Below are 17,012 nucleotides of genomic sequence, written 5' to 3' on the forward strand. Positions count from 1 at the left end.
GATCAATGTTCCAATGTGGCTTCGATACGGGCGCGCATGGCAGGCGTGACGAGCGGCCGCGTGCCGAACCAGGCCTCAAAACCGGGCACGGCCTGGTGCAACAGCATGCCCAAACCATCGACGGTGCGCAGGTCAAGCGCCCTGGCGTCGGCCAGCAGCGGCGTGACCTGCGGGGTGTAGACGATGTCGGTCACCAGCGCATTTGCCGGCAGCCGGGCGAGATCGAGGCCCTCAAAGCGCGTCCCATGCATGCCGATCGAGCTGGTATTGACTACAAGACCCGCCTTGGGCGCCAGTTCGGCGAAGGCCTCATAGCCATGGGCGCTGAACGAACCGTCAATATGGGCCGCCAGTTGCGCCGCATTGGCGACGGTGCGGTTGAGGATATGCACTTGTCTGACGCCCCGGCTGCGCAAGGCGACAAGAACGGCGCGCGCCGCGCCGCCAGCGCCCAGCACGATGGCTTCATCGAGGTCATCCGACCAGCCCGGCGCGCCGGCATCGAGATTGCCCAAAAAGCCGAGATAGTCCGTATTGGTGCCATGCACCTTGCCGTCGCGGACCACCAGCGTGTTGACCGCGCCGATGATCTTGGCCAGCGGATCAACGCTGTCGCAGAGGGCGAATACAGCTTCCTTGTGGGGAATGGTGACATTGCCGCCGGCGAACTCACCCGAGCGCAGGCGCTCGAAGAAGGCAGGCAGCTCGGCCGGCGCGACGTCGATGGCTTCGTAGCTGCCATCGATACCGCGCTCGGCCAGCCACGTGCCATGGATCAGCGGCGAGCGTGAATGGTTGATCGGGTGGCCGATGACGAAGGCTTTGATGGTCACGCCGTCTGGTCCTTGAGCACTTCGGGGGCAAATTCACGCAAGGCCGCCAGCAGCGGCAGCAAAGGCAGGCCCAAAATGGTGAAATAATCGCCGCTGATGGCCTCGAACAGGCGGATCGAGGGCCCTTCGAGCCGATAGCCGCCCACCGAGGACAGGATGGCATCGCCCTCACGGGCCAGCACGTCGTCGCGGTCATCATCGGAAAACTCGCGCATGGTCAGCTCGGCGGTCTGGATATCGGACCACAGCAGAAGATCATCCTGCACCAGAGTGACCGCGGCGTGCAGGCGATGGGTCTTGCCCTTGAGCCGGTCGAGCTGGAGCGTCGCATCGGCGCGATTGACCGGCTTGTGCAAGAGTTCGGTGCCGAGGCTAAGCGTTTGGTCGGCGCCGATCACAAATGCGCCGGGATGAGCCCTGGCCACGGCTGCGGCCTTGGCTTTGGCCAGTAGCAAGGCGATGTCACGGCCATCGGCGCCGGCGTCGGACGCGGCGCTTTCCAGCGCGCGTTCACCGATGTCGGCGGGCGTGGCGGAAAACACCAGACCGGCTTGAGTCAGCAGGGTTTTTCGGGCGGCGCTGGCAGAGGCAAGGATCAACATGGGACTAGGTTTTCCACACTGTCATCCCCAGCTCAAGGCCTGCCTGTGATAATGACTCATGGTTTTGGCCCTCGGCCCGACTTGTTCGACTTGGTTAGCAAAACATTAACAGTTGGACTCGGTGCCCGGCGAAACGAGGCTGGGGACAAAAGCGGGGAAAAGTCGGCCAGGCCGCAACCGGGACGCCAAGCGCTTTTGCACAGCCAAAGACTCCGCTGGACTCTCGCGAGTCCCGAATTAATGAAGCGTTAACTCTTGTGGCGGCCCACCGTGGAGCGTCCTTCACACACCAGCTCTTCACACCTGGTTAACCATACCGCTGCGCCCATCTGTCGCCGGAGGGGCGATTGTGGACGGCAATGAATTGATGCAAAACACTGCCATGATAATACAAATACTAAGTCTAAGACTTTCTTTTAGGGTTTTGGAAGGGAAGGGCGCGTGAGCGCTTCTGTCCATAAACCGCTGCTCGCCACCGTGCTGGGGAACCGCCAGGAACGGCCCCCAATCTGGATCATGCGCCAGGCGGGGCGCTATCTTCCCGAGTACCGGGACGTGCGTGCCAGATCCAAAGGCTTTCTGGATCTGTGCTACACGCCCGACCTGGCAGTCGAAGTCAGCCTGCAGCCATTGCGCCGCTTCGATCTCGATGCAGCGATCCTGTTCTCCGATATTCTGGTCATTCCCGATGCGCTGGGGCAGTCGGTTCGCTTCGAGGTTGGTGAAGGCCCGGTGCTGGACCCCGTCACCGCGGAAACGCTTGGGATATTAAGGCCCGAGGGCGTGCTGGAGCATTTGGCGCCGGTGCTGGAGACCCTGCGGCGTCTGCGGGCAACGCTGGAGCCTCAAAAGACCCTGATCGGCTTCTGCGGGTCGCCCTGGACCGTGGCGACCTACATGATCGGAGGCAAGGGTTCGCCCGACCAGGCGGCGGCGCGACTGTTTGCCCTGCGCCATCCCGAGGCGTTCCAGACGCTGATCGATATTCTGGTGGCGGCGAGTATCGACTACCTCGTGGCGCAGTTCGAAGCAGGCGCCGATGTGGTGCAGCTCTTCGAGAGCTGGGCGCTCAATCTGGACGAGGTGGCGTTTGCCGGCCACGTCATTGCGCCCAATCGCCGGATCGTCGAGGGCGTGCGAGCGCGCGTGCCCAATGCGCCGATTATCGGCTTTCCGCGCGGCGCGGCGGGCAATATCGCGGCCTACGTCAAAGCCACCGGCATTAATGCCGTTGGTCTCGATTATGCAACGCCGCTGAAATTTGCGGCTGAGCATGTGCCGGCCGGTGTGCCGGTGCAGGGTAATCTCGATCCGCTGCGGCTGGTTGCTGGTGGTGCGCAGATGGAAAATCGTGCCCGGGAGATCATTGCGGCCTTTGTGGATCGGCCGCATATTTTCAATCTGGGCCACGGTATCGTGCCGGAAACGCCGATTGAGCACGTGGCGCGATTGGTCGATCTGGTGAAGCGGGGAATTTAGGCAATGATCGAATGGGTCAAGGCGCTGCATGTCATTTCGGTGATCGCCTGGATGGCAGGCATGCTCTATCTGCCGCGGTTGTTCGTCTATCACGCCGATGCCGAAAAGGGCTCGGTTCAGTCCGAGACCTTTAAGGTGATGGAGCGCCGCCTGCTACGCGGCATCATCAATCCGGCAATGATTGCCACCTTCCTGTTCGGCATCGGTCTGGTCAGTTCGGGCGTGGTCGACTGGTCACAGGGCTGGCCCTGGGTCAAGGCGGCGTTCGTGCTGGTTTTGGTGGGGTTTCATGGCTTTCTGGCACGCTGCTACAAGCAGTTCGCCGCCGATAAAAATGAGCGGCCATCCAAGTTCTTCCGGATGATCAATGAGATCCCGACGGTAGCGATGATCGTCATTGTCATCATGGTGATCGTAAAGCCGTTCTAATTGGTTCCGACAGTAATCTGAGCAGCTCGCCACCACACAGGGTCATTCCCGCGCAGGCGGGAACCTCCGTTTGCGGTGCTGGTGAAGAAAACAGGGGTTCCCGCCTGCGCGGGAATGACCCGGATGGGTGGGGATGCCCTGCATTTAACCCCCAGCGTTTCACGTGAATCGTCCCAGGCCGACCGTTTCAATCTTGAAAGTGACGCCGGATCACGCTACATGCTGGTCAACGCATCAATATCGTCTCGGCCTCCCCGGCCGCTGTTGTGGTGCCTACCCCTCCCAAAATTTCCGACACATCTCCGATTTCCCTAAAGGGTCATCCACCACATGCAGAATATGAAGCTCAGTGAGCTCAAGGCCAAGTCCCCGGCAGAGCTGCTGGTGTTCGCCGAAGAACACGAGGTCGAGAACGCTTCGACCATGCGCAAACAGGAATTGATGTTTGCCATCCTCAAGGAACTGGCCGCCAAGGACATCGACATCACTGGCGAAGGCGTCGTCGAAGTCCTGCCCGACGGGTTTGGCTTCCTGCGCTCGCCCGATGCCAATTACCTTCCGGGCCCCGACGACATCTATGTCAGTCCTTCGCAGATTCGCCGTTTCGGCCTGCGCACCGGCGACACGGTTGAGGGCGAAATTCGCTCTCCCAAGGAAGGCGAGCGCTATTTTGCGCTGCTCAAGGTCTCGACCATCAATTTCGAAGACCCCGAGGCCGTTCGCCACAAGGTCAACTTCGACAATTTGACGCCGCTTTATCCCGAGGAACGGCTTCGCATGGAGCTGCCGGACCCCACGCTCAAGGATCGCTCGGCGCGCATCCTCGATCTGGTGGCGCCGCTCGGCAAGGGCCAGCGCGCCCTGATTGTTGCGCCGCCACGTACCGGTAAGACCGTACTGTTGCAGAATATTGCACAGTCGATCGCCACCAATCACCCCGAATGCTACCTCATCGTGCTGCTGATCGATGAGCGGCCCGAGGAAGTCACCGACATGCAGCGCTCGGTCAAGGGCGAGGTCATCTCCTCGACCTTCGACGAGCCCGCATCGCGCCACGTCCAGGTCGCCGAAATGGTGATCGAAAAGGCCAAGCGCCTAGTCGAACACAAGCGCGACGTCGTGATCCTGCTCGATTCGATCACCCGTCTCGGCCGCGCCTACAACACTGTCGTGCCGTCGTCCGGCAAAGTGCTGACCGGCGGCGTGGATGCCAATGCGCTGCAGCGCCCGAAGCGGTTCTTCGGCGCGGCGCGCAATATCGAGGATGGCGGCTCGCTCACCATCATCTCGACGGCGCTGATTGATACCGGTTCGCGCATGGACGAAGTGATCTTTGAAGAGTTCAAGGGCACGGGCAACTCGGAAATCATCCTTGATCGCAAGGTCGCCGATAAGCGCGTCTTCCCGGCGCTCGATATCACCAAGTCGGGTACCCGCAAGGAAGAACTGCTGGTCGAGCCCGACATCCTCAAGAAGATGTACGTGCTGCGTCGTATCCTGACGCCCATGGGCACGATCGACGCGATGGAATTCCTGATGGACAAGATCCGCCAGACCAAGACGAATTCCGATTTCTTCGACTCGATGAACACGTAAACTTACATGCGCGACGGCGATACCATCGTCGCGCTGTCTTCGGGCGCCGTGCCCGCGGGCGTGGCGGTGATCCGGCTCTCCGGACCGGATGTTCCCAATATTCTCAACGCGATAGCCGGCGGGGTTCCAGAACCCCGCCGTTTGACGTTGCGGCCGATCGGCGCCGGCACGGTGCTGGATCGTGGCCTCGTCGCGTATTTCCCGGCACCACAGAGCTTTACCGGCGAGCATTGTGCCGAATTGCAGGTGCATGGTTCCCCGGCCGGTGTCCGCGCCATCCTGAGGCTCTGTACAAGCCTTGGCGCGCGGCTGGCGGAGGCCGGAGAGTTCACCCGCCGGGCCTTCGAAAATGGCAAGCTCGACCTGGTTGAAATCGAGGGTCTCGGCGACCTGCTCGATGCCGAAACCGAAAACCAGCGGCGACAGGCGGTGGCGCGGCTTGAAGGCGGGCTGACGGCGCAGCTGGATAGCTGGCGCGACCGACTGCTTGATCTGCGCGCCGAAATCGAAGCGCGGCTCGATTTTTCCGACGAAGGTGACGTCGGGGACCTGCCGCCCAGCTTTGCCGATGATGTCGAGGCCCTGCATACCACCATTATCGCTGCGCTGGACAATGTCGAGCGCGGCCGGATCGTGCGCGAAGGCCTCCGTGTCGCACTAGCAGGCGCCCCCAACGCCGGAAAATCCAGCCTGCTCAATGCGTTGGCCAAATCCGAGATCGCCATCGTCACCGACGAGGCGGGCACCACGCGGGACGTTCGTGAGGTGCCCATCGATATTGGCGGGCAGTTGGTGATCTTTCTCGATCTGGCCGGCCTGCGAGAAACCGCGAGCAAGGCCGAGGCCGAGGGTGTCCGCCGCGCGCGGGCGGAAATCGAGCGTGCTGACCTCATCCTATGGCTGGTAGCACCCGACGTGCCCGACACCATCCGCCTGGACCCCGCTGACGTCCCGCTCTGGCGCGTCGCGACCAAGGCTGATCTAAGAGACGCCGCTGACGGGCAGGACCTTGCCGTCTCGGCGACATCGGGCACAGGGCTGGACGAACTATTACGCCGCCTGGGCACCTTCGCCACCGAGCGCGCTGGACAGGGCGAGCCGGTCCTGGTTAGCCGCGAGCGCGACCGCGCGGCGCTCACCGCTGCAGCCCAATCGCTCGCTGCCGTCAAGACCATGCTGGGCGAGCCGGAACTCGCCGCCGAATCCCTGCGGATCGCGTCCCAGGCGCTGGAACGGCTGGTTGGGCGTATCGACGCTGAGCGGGTGTTGGACCGGCTGTTCGCCAGCTTCTGCATTGGCAAATGATTCACGTGAAACGCTGCCGCGCGGCGGCGTGAATTGATTCACGTGAAACATTGGCTTATTGAGCGCGCTCGGAGACATGCACCATGAGCGACTATGCCGTCATCGTTGTTGGGGGAGGCCATGCCGGCTGCGAAGCGGCGGCTGCTTCCGCGCGGCTGGGCGTTCCCACGGCCCTGGTTACCCACAAGTTCTCGACTATCGGCGAGATGAGCTGTAATCCGGCCATTGGTGGCCTGGGCAAGGGCCATCTGGTGCGCGAGATCGATGCCCTGGATGGGCTGATGGGCCGCGTCGCCGATGCCGCCGGCATTCAGTTCCGGGTGCTCAACCGGCGTAAGGGCCCAGCTGTGCGCGGGCCACGGGCGCAGGCGGATCGCAAGCTTTATCGGCAGGCAATGCAGGCGGCCATCACCGCGCAGCCAAACCTCGATGTCATCGAGGGCGAGGTCGACGATATCGAGGTCACGGACGGCGTCGTGTCGGGCGTCATCTTGCTCGATGGGCGTCGCATCGACACCAAGGCCGTGGTGCTGACCACCGGGACGTTCCTGCGCGGTTTGATCCATCGTGGCGAAGAAACCACGCCGGCCGGGCGCTTGGGCGAAAAGCCGGTGTTAGGGCTATCGACGCGTCTAGAGAATCTTGGCCTGCAGCTTGGCCGGCTCAAGACCGGCACGCCAGCGCGGCTGGACGGACGGACCATCGATTATGCGGTGCTGGAGAGCCAGCCGGGAGATGCACCGCCTGAGCCGTTCTCGGCGCTGACGGCGGCGATTACCAATCGGCAGGTGGATTGCCACATCACCCGCACGACCATTGAGACGCACAAGATCATTGCCGACAATATCCATCGCTCAGCAATGTATTCAGGGCGAATCCAAAGTCGCGGACCGCGTTACTGCCCGTCGATCGAGGACAAGATTGTCCGCTTTGCCGATCGCGACAGTCACCAGATTTTCCTGGAACCTGAGGGACTTGATGACCCGACGGTGTATCCAAATGGCCTGTCGACATCGCTGCCGGCCGACGTACAGGAGCAATTCCTGCGCTCGATGCCGGGGCTGGAAAACGTCACCATCATCCGGCCGGGCTATGCCATTGAATACGATCATGTCGACCCGCGCGAGCTGAAGTTGACGCTGGAGGTCAAGCGCCAGCCGGGGCTGTATCTGGCAGGCCAGATCAATGGCACGACCGGCTATGAGGAAGCGGGCGCACAGGGCCTGCTGGCCGGCGCCAATGCCGCCTTGGCGGCGGCGGGACGCGCGCCGCTATCCTTGTCTCGGACCGAAAGTTATCTGGGGGTAATGGTCGACGACCTGGTGACTCGCGGCGTAAGCGAACCCTATCGCATGTTCACCTCGCGGGCCGAGTTCCGGCTGCATCTGCGGGCCGACAATGCCGACCAGCGGCTCACGGCCTTGGGCCTTGCCACCGGCCTGGTTGGTGACGAGCGGGCTGCGCATTACGCCGACAAATCTGCGGCGCTGGATGGCGGACGGCAGATGCTGCGATCGCTGTCCGCTACGCCGAATGCCGCTCGCAAGGTGGGCATCGACGTCAATGAGGACGGAAAAGCCCGGACCGCGTTCGAGCTGTTGTCCTATCCCAATGTTGCTCCGACCGACGTTGCGCGGCTGTGGCCCCAAGTGGCGACGATCCGCACGGAAATCATGGATCAATTGGTGGTGGATGCGCAGTACGCGGTCTATCTGGACCGTCAGCGTTCGGATATCGAGGCTGTACGGCGCGACGAGCAGCGGGCTATCCCTGAACAGCTCGATTATGCGGCGATTCCTGGGTTGTCATCGGAGCTGCAACAGAAACTGGCAGCGCAGCGGCCACAGACTATCGCCCAAGCCCAAGCCATTGATGGCATGACGCCGGCAGCCATCACGCTGATGCTGTCGATCATTCGGCGCGGTTCATTGCGCAAGGCGAGTTGATGGACGCGCACCATGAGGCGATTGCGCCCTACGGCGAATATCTGTCGCGGCCGGTGATCGATGTGGCCGCCGATCTAGAATCCTATGCTGAGCTGCTGCGAAAGTGGCAAAAAATTCAGAATCTTGTTTCACGTGAAACATTGGATGCTGTCTGGACCCGGCATTTTGCCGACAGCCTGCAGGTTCTTAGGCTGCTGCAGCCCAGCGATCGCGTGGTCGTCGATCTCGGCAGCGGTGGCGGCTTTCCCGCGCTGCCGCTGGCAATTGCGCTGAAAAACACCCCGATTCGCTTCATCCTGGTCGAGCCAAACGGCCGCAAGGTCAGTTTTCTGCGCACTGTCGCTCGCGAGCTGGGTCTGGCGGTGACCGTTGAGTCGCGGCGCAGCAATGAGCTTGATTCACGTGAAACAGGGCCGGTCGATGTGGTCTCGGCACGGGCTTTGGCGTCGCTCAGCGAGCTCTGTGTGATGGCAGCGCCGCTGTTTGGGGCCCAGACCAGGGCGATTTTCCATAAAGGTCGTGAACATCTCGAAGAGTTGGCCGAATCGCGTTTGGTCTGGGACCATGACGTGTTAATAATTCCCAGCGACACCGATCCGAACGGCGTTTTGCTCGAGCTTTCCAATTTAAGCTTGAAAAACAGGTAGTTAGCGGCAATCTCCTGGAGAGTACCTTGGCGCCTCGTATTTTGACTTTGGCGAACCAGAAGGGCGGCGTGGGCAAAACCACGACTGCGATCAATCTTGCAACAGCCTTGGCGGCGGTTGGCGAGCGGGTGTTGATTGTCGACCTCGATCCGCAGGGTAATGCCTCGACGGGCCTGGGGATTTCGCGCACCGACCGCGAGATTTCGGCCTATGACTTGATGGTCGGCGAGGCTACCGTCGCGCAGGCCGCTATCATGACCAGCGTCCCCCACGTGGCGATCGTACCATCGACAATGGATTTGCTCGGCGTCGAGCTGACCATTGCCGGCCAGGCCGACCGCGCGTTCAAATTGCGTAATGCTTTCAAGGGCATGCACGAATTGACGATCACCGGCAAGCCGGTGAGCTATGTGCTGATCGACTGCCCGCCGTCGCTGAACCTGTTGACCGTCAATTCGCTGGTAGCGGCGGATGCGGTGCTGGTGCCGCTGCAATGCGAGTTTTTCGCGCTGGAAGGCCTGAGCCAACTGCTTCAAACCATTGAGCAAATTCGCTCGACGCTGAATCCGAAACTATCGATCCAGGGCGTGGTGATGACGATGTTCGACAAGCGCAACAGCCTTTCCGAACAGGTGCTGCAAGACGTGCGCAGCGAAATGGGCGATCTGGTGTACGACACGGTCATTCCGCGCAATGTGCGGCTGGCGGAGGCGCCGTCTTATGGCAAGCCGGCGCTGCTCTATGATTTGAAAAGTGCCGGCAGCCAGGCCTATCTGCGGTTGGCGACCGAGGTGATCCGCCGCGAGCGGCAGTTGAACGCGGCATAAGGACGAGAGCATGAACGAAAAACCGACACGTTTGGGCCGCGGCCTCGCCGCCCTGATTGGCGATATGGCGGCACTGGAAGGCGGCCGCGTTACCGAGGGCCAGGGCGGCGTGAAGCGCCTGCCAGTGGACTTCATCATTGCTAATCGCGCCAATCCGCGACGGACGTTCAATGCGGATCAGCTCGAGGAGCTGACCAATTCGATCCGCGAAAAGGGTATCATGCAGCCGCTGCTGGTGCGGCCGAGCGACGATCCCAATATTTTTGAAATTATTGCCGGCGAACGGCGTTGGCGTGCGGCGCAGCGCGCGGGCCTGCATGACGTCCCGGTTATCGTGCGGGATGTGGGCGACAAGGAAGCGCTCGAGCTCGCCATCATCGAGAACGTGCAGCGCGCCGATCTTAATCCGCTTGAAGAAGCAATGGGTTACGGGCAGCTCATCGAACAGTTCGAGTATACCCAACAAGACCTGGCACAGGTGATCGGCAAAAGCCGTTCGCATGTCGCCAACACTTTGCGTTTGCTGCGACTGCCTGAAGATGTGCGGGAAATGGTGGCGAGCGGCACGCTGACGGCGGGGCATGCGCGGACGCTGATTACGGCGGACGATCCGGCGGCTTTGGCACATCAGATCGTCAGTGGGGGCCTGTCGGTGCGCGATGCGGAGGCCCTAAGCCAGCAGCGCGATGTGCCGGCGCGCGCCAAGCCCAACAAGGATGATCGTGATGCCGATACGGTGGCGCTGGAGCGCCGGCTGTCGGACGCGCTGGGCCTATCGGTATCGCTGGCGCATGGCGAGCGCGGCGGCAAGCTCGAGATTCGCTACAAGACGCTGGAGCAGCTGGATGGAATTTGCCTCAGGCTGACCGGCAGCAACTGATTCTGTCGAAGTTTCACGTGAAACGTGCTCCACCACGACGTCATTCCCGCGAAAGCGGGAACCCATTCTGTCTCGGCTACTGGCAGAAGAGTGGGTTCCCGCTTTCGCGGGAATGACGTTGTGGATGGTGATTGCCCTCTAATGCGTCGCGGCGGTCATGCAGAGGGATAGCAGGACCCGGCGCATGGTCGCCTCGGCCAAGGCGGGTCGGCGGCGGCTGTCGGCGGTGGCCTGAAGCAGACGCTCGGAGGCCGTGGCCAGCGCATTATCCGACCATAGCCGGACTTGCTGTTCCAGGGTGCCGGTGCGCGAGAAATGCGGCTTGGGGCGGGCGTTGTTGACCGCGTCGCGGGCGCTTTTGCCGGCGTCGACCTCGGTCCGCCAGCGCCGCAGCGCGGCAAAGTGCAAATCGGCGGAGCGCAGCAGGCGTTGCGGGTCCACGGCCGAAGCCAGTGCGCGGTTGAGCGCCAATTCTAGCTTCTCAGCGTGGCCCGAGCCGGTGGAATCGAGGATCGTATCGATCACCAGGGCGCCATTGTCGGCGCAGAGCAGCAAAACGTCGTCCGCGGTCAGGGTTTTGGTCGCGGCGGCGTAGAGGCAGAGCTTTTCCAGTTCGCGCCGGGTGATTTCGCGGTCATTGCCGAGGATTTCGCGCAGGACGGGCACCACATCATTGTCAACGCGGATGGCTTCCTTGGCAAAAGTGTCGCGAATCAGGGCGATCAGGGTCTCGTCACTGTCGGGATAGCAGGGCAGGGCCCGGCCAAGGCTGGCGGCCTCCACCAGGGCGCGCAGGGCGTCCTTGGGCAGGAGATTACCGGCCTCCAGCACGATGACGGCCCCGGCGGGATCGTCGCGCAGCTCGGTCAAGGTCATCACCAGCGATTTGGTGGCGCCGCGCACGCGGATGATGCGCTTGCCGCCGAACAACGAGACCGATTTGGCCTCCATGGCCAGGATCGAGGGGTCGGCATCGACCTCGTTGCCATCCAGAACCACGAGGCTAGCCGATTGCGGATCGTCGCCAGAGAAGTAGCGCACCAGTTTCTGGGCGGTTTCACGGACCAGGCCCGCGTCAGGGCCATACGCGAGGAAAATGCCTTCGCTTAGGTCCGGACGCGCCAGATAGCGCGCCACCTCGTGGGCCTTGAGCGCCGTCATCAGCGCGTCAGCGTCGCCAGGATGGCCAGGCGCAGCGATTCGGCGGCGGATTTGGCAGCGCGCTCCGAGGCCTCGGTATAGGCAGACTGATCGTTGAGGATTTGCGCGCCAGTCTGGTAGTTCGCTGTCGCCCGTCGTGTCAGGACCAGCGGCTTGGCCTTGGGATCGTTGTTTTGCTCGATGGTCAGTGTCGCGGTGACGGTGACCTCATAGGCCTTGTTGGGGTTGGCAGTGACGGTGTTGACCAGCGTCGTTGCGCTCGCGGTAGTTGAAACCGTTGCCAAGGGTGCCGTTGGCGATTTACCGAAGCGTAGGGCCAATTCCTGAATGACGACCTGATCAAGACGGCTGGTCGGTGCGGCAAAGGCCAATTCGAGATTGGCGTTTTCCGCGAGGCGCCCGCTATAGACGGGTGTCAGGGTGCAAGCGGCAAGCAATGGCGCGGCGACCAATAAGGCAGCCGAAAAGCCGATTACTTTCAGGTGTTTAGACCACAACATTGACGATCCTGTCTGGTACGACGACGATCTTCTTGGGCGCGTTGCCGTCCAGCATGCGGACAATTTCGTCCAGAGACAAGACCAGGCGCTCGACTTCGGCGCTGGCCGTGCCCTTGGCAACGACGATTTCGGCGCGGCGCTTGCCGTTGACCTGGATTGGCATGGTCACCTGGTCGTCGACCAGCAGCGCCGGGTCGACTTCCGGCCACGGCGCGTCGGCAACGAGGCCCGATTTGCCCAGAGCTTCCCAGCAGGTTTCGGCTAGATGCGGCATCATCGGGGCCAGCAGCTGGATCAGCCGCGCGACGCCATCCTCCAGCGCCGACAGGCGGGAAGAGGGGGCGACAGCCGCGATGCCCGAGGAGCGCACCAGCGCATTGGTCAGCTCATAAATCTGGGCGACCGCGCGGTTGAAGCGCAGGCCCTCGATGTCCTGGCTGACATTGTGGACGGCGCGATGGGCGATCTTGCGCAGGGCCTTGGCTTCATCGTCGTCTGATTCACGAACAGAGTGGGCGGACTGTTTGGTAATCTCGATGGTTTCGCTGACCAGCCGCCAGATACGCTGCTGGAAGCGGCTGGCGCCTTCGACGCCGGCCTCGGTCCACTGCACATCGCGTTCCGGAGGCGAATCCGACAGCATGAACCAGCGTGCGGTATCGGCGCCGTAGCTGCCGACGATCTCGTCCGGATCAACCACGTTCTTCTTGGATTTGCTCATCTTTTCGATCGAGCCGATGGTGATCGGCTCGCCCGAATGCAGATGCAGGGCCTTGCGGTCCTCGCCCAGCGTTTCGATGACGACTTCGGCCGGCGCGACCCATTCGCCAGCGGGCGATTTATAGGTCTCGTGGGTGACCATGCCCTGGGTGAACAGGCCTTTGAACGGCTCATCCACGCCGACATGGCCGGTGGCCTTCATGGCCCGGGTGAAAAAGCGCGAGTAGAGCAGGTGCAGGATCGCGTGCTCGACGCCGCCGATATACTGATCCACCGGCAGCCAGGCATTGGCGACGGCCGGAATCGTCGGCGTGTCCGCATGCGGCGCGGTGAAGCGCGAAAAGTACCAGGAGCTGTCGACAAACGTGTCCATGGTATCGGTTTCGCGCCGGGCCGAAGCGCCGCATTGCGGGCAATGGACATGCTTCCAGGTCGGATGACGATCCAGAGGATTGCCGGGCTGGTCGAAGGTGACATCTTCGGGCAGCACGACCGGCAGGTCTTTCTTAGGCACCGGAATGGTACCACAGACCTCGCAATGGATGATCGGGATCGGCGCGCCCCAATAGCGCTGGCGCGAAATGCCCCAGTCGCGCAGGCGATAATTGACCTCGACCTTGCCCTGCGGCTTGCCGTCGACGGTGAGGCCGGCGAATTGAGCGGCAACCGCCTGCTTGGCGGCGTCCACGCTCAGGCCGTCCAGAAACCCCGAATTGATCATGGTGCCGGGCTCAACAACGGCTTCATCGGCCACGGCGAATGTCGCCGCGTCGGCACCGGTCGGCAGCACCACCGGGACGACCGGCAGGTCATATTTGCGGGCGAAATCGAGATCGCGCTGGTCATGGGCCGGGCAGCCGAAAATGGCGCCGGTGCCATACTCCATCAGCACGAAATTGGCGACGTAAACAGGCAGGGTGGCGTCCGGCTTGACCGGGTGTTTCACGTGAATCTGGGTGAAATAGCCCTTCTTCTCGGCCTTTTCGATGGCTTCGGTGGCGGTGCCCTGGCGGCGGCATTCGGCGACGAATTCGGCCAAAGCCGGGTCATTGGCGGCCAGTTCGGTCGTCAGCGGGTGATCGGGCGACAGCGCCACGAAGGATGCGCCGAAAATGGTATCGGGGCGCGTGGTAAAAACCTCGATGCTGCTGGCATCGGCCTTGTCGCTGGGCACAACTTCGAACTGCAGGCGCAGGCCTTCCGACTTGCCGATCCAGTTGCGCTGCATGACACGCACTTTTTCGGGCCAGTCGGTCAGGGTATCGAGCGCCTCGAGCAGGTCCTCGGCAAAGTCGGAAATCTTGAAGAACCACTGGGTCAGCTCGCGCTGCTCGACCAGGGCGCCGGAGCGCCAGCCGCGGCCGTCGATGACCTGCTCGTTAGCGAGCACAGTCATGTCCACGGGGTCCCAGTTGACCTTGGATTTTTTGCGCGTGACGAGGCCCGCTTCGAGAAAATCGATGAACATGGCCTGCTGGTGCTGGTAATATTCGGGCTCGCAGGTGGCGATTTCGCGGGTCCAGTCGATCGCCAGGCCCATGGACTTGAGCTGGTCCTTCATCGCCGAGATGTTCTGGCGGGTCCAGGCGCCCGGATGCACCTTGCGCTCCATGGCGGCGTTTTCTGCGGGCATGCCGAAGGCGTCCCAGCCCATGGGGTGCAGCACGTTCTTGCCGCGGGCGCGGTGATAGCGGGCCACCACGTCGCCCATGGAATAGTTGCGCACATGCCCCATATGGATGCGGCCGGACGGATAGGGGAACATCTCGAGGACATAGTATTTCTCGCGGGCATCGTCGTCGCGCACGACGAAGCTCTTGGCCTCGTCCCACACTTTTTGCCAACGGGGTTCCATTTCGCGCGGATTGTAGCGTTCGCCGCTCACTTGATACGTCCTCAGAGGGTAGACAGCCACGCGGCAAAAGACTGGCGCGGCTTGCGTTTGTGGGGGATTTTGGCTACCGGACCATCATCAGAATTCCCCCCTAAGGTCAACAGAAACAGGGCGAAAGCGTGGAGCAGGCAGCAGACGACGCCCAGGATCGACTCACTGAAATCCGCGCTCGGATCAGCCACGCGCAGCGGCGCTTTGGCCCGCCGGCCGAGAGCGTGGAGCTGATTGCCGTGTCCAAGACCTTCGAGGCGCATGAGATCGAGCCGTTTCTGGCAGCCGGACAGCGCCTGTTCGGCGAAAACCGGGTGCAGGAGGCCAAGGACAAATGGCCGGGGCTGCGCGAGCGCCATGGTGACGTGGAACTGCACATGATCGGGCCATTGCAGACCAACAAGGCGCGCGAGGCCGTGGCACTGTTCGACTGCATCCAGACGCTGGACCGCGATAAGTTGGCGGTGGTGCTGAAGGCGGAGATGGAGCGCGCCGGCAAGAGCCTGCCCTGCTTCGTGCAGGTCAATATTGGCGCCGAAGCGCAAAAGAGCGGCATCGCGCCGGCCGAGGTGGTGGACTTCGTGGCGCGCTGCCGGGCGGTGCATGGCCTGGATGTGGTGGGGTTGATGTGCATCCCGCCCGATGGGGTGCCGCCAGGCCCTTATTTTGCGCAATTGGCGGTGCTGGGCGCTGCCGCCGGGGTGCAGAAACTGTCGATGGGAATGAGCGGGGACTTCGAGACGGCCATTGCGATGGGCGCTACTCATGTTCGAGTCGGCTCAGCATTATTCGGGCATCGGCCAAAAACTTAAGGTGAGTCTGCAACTCTTGTTGCTCCGTACCGTTGCTCAAATGTAACGCCGATGTGATTGGCCGGTCCAAAACAGGTCGCAATAGTGTGACCGATGGCATAGCCGATCGAAATTGTCCGGAGAAAACAATGAATAAGCGACGCATTCTGCTGGTAGATGATGATGCGGATTTGCGCCAGACTATTGTAGAGCAATTGGCCCAGCACCGAGAATTCGACATTCTGGAGGCTGGCAGCGCCAATGATGCGCTCAAAGCTACGCGCGAAAACAATATTGACCTGATGATCCTCGATGTTGGCCTGCCCGACATGGACGGTCGCGACGCGGTCAAGGTGCTGCGCACCGAGGGCTTCAAAAGCCCCATCCTGATGCTGACCGGCCACGATAGTGATGCCGACCAGATCCAGGGGCTCGAATCGGGCGCCAATGACTACCTGACCAAGCCGTTCCGCTTCCCGGTCCTGTTGGCGCGCATCAATGCCGCGCTACGCCAGCACGACCAGAGCGAAGACGTGGTGTTCACCATCGGCCAATACAGCTTCCAGCCCGCAGCCAAGATGCTGGAGGCCACTGATGGCGGCAAGGTTCGCCTGACCGACAAGGAAACCTCGATCCTCAAATTCCTCTACCGCCAGGGCCCCAAGACCATCACGCGCGACGTGCTGCTCAAGGAAGTCTGGGGTTACAACAACCGCGTCACCACCCACACGCTGGAGACCCATATCTATCGCCTGCGCCAGAAGATCGAGCGCGATCCCTCGAATGCGCGGCTGCTGGTGACGGAAGAGGGTGGATATCGTCTCGTTCCTTAGGCTTAGGGTAAATTTCCGTTCAGAGCCGGGAAAGAAATGGCCTATAGGATGAACAGTGTCGGCTGATTTCATTGTCAGCGGGCGATTGTGCTCATCCGGGCTAGGGGCGTATGCGATTTGACAATGCGGCCGGCGTTCTCGCGCAGGCCGAATTCTTCGATATTTGCGACGACGAGCAGCGCCGGCTCCTGGCCTTTGCCAGCGAACGGCGCAGCTTTGCTCCGGACGAAGTCATCTATAAGGCCGGCGACGTGCCGGGCGGCGCCCATGTGCTGGCCTCGGGCACGCTCAAGGTCAAGCCCGAGGGGCAGGGCGCCCTGGGCAAGCCCTATGCGATCAGCGAGCCCGGCAGCGTAGTTTCCGCCATGGCGCTGATCCTGCCCAAGCCGCGCCCGGTGACCATTACCGCCGTGATCGATTGCGAAACCCTGTTCGTGCCACGGCAGGCGTTTTTGAAATTGCTGGAACAGTCGCCCGACCTGGCGCAACGCGCCGTGGAGCGCATCCAGAGCGATCTGGGAGCCTATCTGGGGGCGCTACAGCCGATGGGCGCTAAAATGCGGGGCGAGTAGCCGGCT

16 protein-coding genes are annotated in these 17,012 nt (G+C 62.1%); 11 read left to right on the top strand and 5 right to left on the bottom strand.

Annotation, left to right across the window (positions count from 1 at the left end):
- Positions 1–2: 2 nt before the first annotated feature.
- Both JWR51_RS19685 and JWR51_RS19690 read right to left on the bottom strand, forming a co-directional pair.
- Complete coding sequence (locus JWR51_RS19685; protein ID WP_299751575.1) at positions 3–833, bottom strand: shikimate dehydrogenase; 831 nt, start codon at positions 831–833, stop codon at positions 3–5.
- Positions 830–1,435, bottom strand: a complete 606-nt coding sequence (locus JWR51_RS19690) for a Maf family protein (protein ID WP_299751578.1) — start codon at positions 1,433–1,435, stop codon at positions 830–832. The genes JWR51_RS19685 and JWR51_RS19690 overlap by 4 nt, the downstream gene beginning before the upstream one ends.
- 441 nt (positions 1,436–1,876) lie before the next feature.
- Between JWR51_RS19690 and hemE the strand changes: the two genes are divergently transcribed.
- From hemE to JWR51_RS19730, 8 genes are all read left to right on the top strand, one after another.
- Positions 1,877–2,914 (top strand): uroporphyrinogen decarboxylase, encoded by a 1,038-nt coding sequence (hemE, locus tag JWR51_RS19695; protein WP_299751581.1) that lies wholly within the window; start codon positions 1,877–1,879, stop codon positions 2,912–2,914.
- 3 nt (positions 2,915–2,917) lie between these two features.
- Positions 2,918–3,343, top strand: a complete 426-nt coding sequence (gene hemJ, locus JWR51_RS19700; RefSeq protein ID WP_299751584.1) for a protoporphyrinogen oxidase HemJ — start codon at positions 2,918–2,920, stop codon at positions 3,341–3,343.
- A gap of 330 nt (positions 3,344–3,673) precedes the next feature.
- Positions 3,674–4,939, top strand: coding sequence for a transcription termination factor Rho (gene rho / locus JWR51_RS19705; RefSeq protein WP_299726183.1), 1,266 nt, complete (start codon positions 3,674–3,676; stop codon positions 4,937–4,939).
- Between the two features lie 6 nt (positions 4,940–4,945).
- Complete coding sequence (mnmE, locus tag JWR51_RS19710; protein ID WP_299751587.1) at positions 4,946–6,244, top strand: tRNA uridine-5-carboxymethylaminomethyl(34) synthesis GTPase MnmE; 1,299 nt, start codon at positions 4,946–4,948, stop codon at positions 6,242–6,244.
- Positions 6,245–6,327: 83 nt separating this feature from the next.
- Positions 6,328–8,190: a tRNA uridine-5-carboxymethylaminomethyl(34) synthesis enzyme MnmG gene (gene mnmG, locus JWR51_RS19715; RefSeq protein ID WP_299751590.1), complete on the top strand. Its 1,863-nt coding sequence runs from the start codon at positions 6,328–6,330 to the stop codon at positions 8,188–8,190.
- A complete protein-coding gene (gene rsmG / locus JWR51_RS19720; RefSeq protein ID WP_299751593.1) occupies positions 8,190–8,837 on the top strand; it encodes a 16S rRNA (guanine(527)-N(7))-methyltransferase RsmG in 648 nt (215 codons plus the stop codon). Before mnmG ends, rsmG begins: the two co-directional genes overlap by 1 nt.
- A gap of 26 nt (positions 8,838–8,863) precedes the next feature.
- Positions 8,864–9,664, top strand: a complete 801-nt coding sequence (locus JWR51_RS19725) for a ParA family protein (protein WP_299751596.1) — start codon at positions 8,864–8,866, stop codon at positions 9,662–9,664.
- Between the two features lie 10 nt (positions 9,665–9,674).
- Positions 9,675–10,544 carry a ParB/RepB/Spo0J family partition protein gene (locus tag JWR51_RS19730; protein ID WP_299751599.1) on the top strand — a complete coding sequence of 290 codons (870 nt, stop codon included), beginning with the start codon at positions 9,675–9,677 and terminating at the stop codon, positions 10,542–10,544.
- A gap of 138 nt (positions 10,545–10,682) precedes the next feature.
- Here the strand turns inward: JWR51_RS19730 and holA are convergent, their stop codons facing one another.
- Genes holA through leuS form a run of 3 tightly spaced genes read right to left on the bottom strand, consistent with a single transcriptional unit; the run spans position 10,683 to position 14,810 of the window.
- Positions 10,683–11,705: a DNA polymerase III subunit delta gene (gene holA / locus JWR51_RS19735; protein ID WP_299751602.1), complete on the bottom strand. Its 1,023-nt coding sequence runs from the start codon at positions 11,703–11,705 to the stop codon at positions 10,683–10,685.
- A complete protein-coding gene (locus JWR51_RS19740) occupies positions 11,705–12,205 on the bottom strand; it encodes a hypothetical protein (RefSeq protein WP_299751605.1) in 501 nt (166 codons plus the stop codon). The genes holA and JWR51_RS19740 overlap by 1 nt, the downstream gene beginning before the upstream one ends.
- A complete protein-coding gene (gene leuS, locus JWR51_RS19745; RefSeq protein WP_299751607.1) occupies positions 12,192–14,810 on the bottom strand; it encodes a leucine--tRNA ligase in 2,619 nt (872 codons plus the stop codon). Before leuS ends, JWR51_RS19740 begins: the two co-directional genes overlap by 14 nt.
- A gap of 128 nt (positions 14,811–14,938) precedes the next feature.
- Here leuS and JWR51_RS19750 point away from each other — a divergent pair, with 128 nt between their 5' ends.
- From JWR51_RS19750 to JWR51_RS19760, 3 genes are all read left to right on the top strand, one after another.
- A complete protein-coding gene (locus JWR51_RS19750; RefSeq protein ID WP_299751609.1) occupies positions 14,939–15,622 on the top strand; it encodes a YggS family pyridoxal phosphate-dependent enzyme in 684 nt (227 codons plus the stop codon).
- 128 nt (positions 15,623–15,750) lie between these two features.
- Complete coding sequence (locus tag JWR51_RS19755) at positions 15,751–16,434, top strand: response regulator transcription factor (protein WP_299751611.1); 684 nt, start codon at positions 15,751–15,753, stop codon at positions 16,432–16,434.
- 110 nt (positions 16,435–16,544) lie between these two features.
- Positions 16,545–17,006: a cyclic nucleotide-binding domain-containing protein gene (locus JWR51_RS19760; protein ID WP_299751614.1), complete on the top strand. Its 462-nt coding sequence runs from the start codon at positions 16,545–16,547 to the stop codon at positions 17,004–17,006.
- Positions 17,007–17,012: the final 6 nt, after the last annotated feature.

Origin of the sequence: Devosia sp., from assembly GCF_028290625.1 — a bacterium.
In the GTDB taxonomy this organism is placed as follows: domain Bacteria; phylum Pseudomonadota; class Alphaproteobacteria; order Rhizobiales; family Devosiaceae; genus Devosia.

Bases quoted from the DNA above. Each gene is read 5' to 3' on its own strand.
- JWR51_RS19690 (WP_299751578.1), bottom strand. From the start codon at position 1,435: ATGTTGATCCTTGCCTCTGCCAGCGCCGCCCGAAAAACCCTGCTGACT.
- hemJ (WP_299751584.1), top strand. From the start codon at position 2,918: ATGATCGAATGGGTCAAGGCGCTGCATGTCATTTCGGTGATCGCCTGG.
- rho (WP_299726183.1), top strand. From the start codon at position 3,674: ATGCAGAATATGAAGCTCAGTGAGCTCAAGGCCAAGTCCCCGGCAGAG.
- mnmE (WP_299751587.1), top strand. From the start codon at position 4,946: ATGCGCGACGGCGATACCATCGTCGCGCTGTCTTCGGGCGCCGTGCCC.
- mnmG (WP_299751590.1), top strand. From the start codon at position 6,328: ATGAGCGACTATGCCGTCATCGTTGTTGGGGGAGGCCATGCCGGCTGC.
- rsmG (WP_299751593.1), top strand. From the start codon at position 8,190: ATGGACGCGCACCATGAGGCGATTGCGCCCTACGGCGAATATCTGTCG.
- JWR51_RS19730 (WP_299751599.1), top strand. From the start codon at position 9,675: ATGAACGAAAAACCGACACGTTTGGGCCGCGGCCTCGCCGCCCTGATT.
- holA (WP_299751602.1), bottom strand. From the start codon at position 11,705: ATGACGGCGCTCAAGGCCCACGAGGTGGCGCGCTATCTGGCGCGTCCG.
- JWR51_RS19740 (WP_299751605.1), bottom strand. From the start codon at position 12,205: ATGTTGTGGTCTAAACACCTGAAAGTAATCGGCTTTTCGGCTGCCTTA.
- JWR51_RS19755 (WP_299751611.1), top strand. From the start codon at position 15,751: ATGAATAAGCGACGCATTCTGCTGGTAGATGATGATGCGGATTTGCGC.
- JWR51_RS19760 (WP_299751614.1), top strand. From the start codon at position 16,545: ATGCGATTTGACAATGCGGCCGGCGTTCTCGCGCAGGCCGAATTCTTC.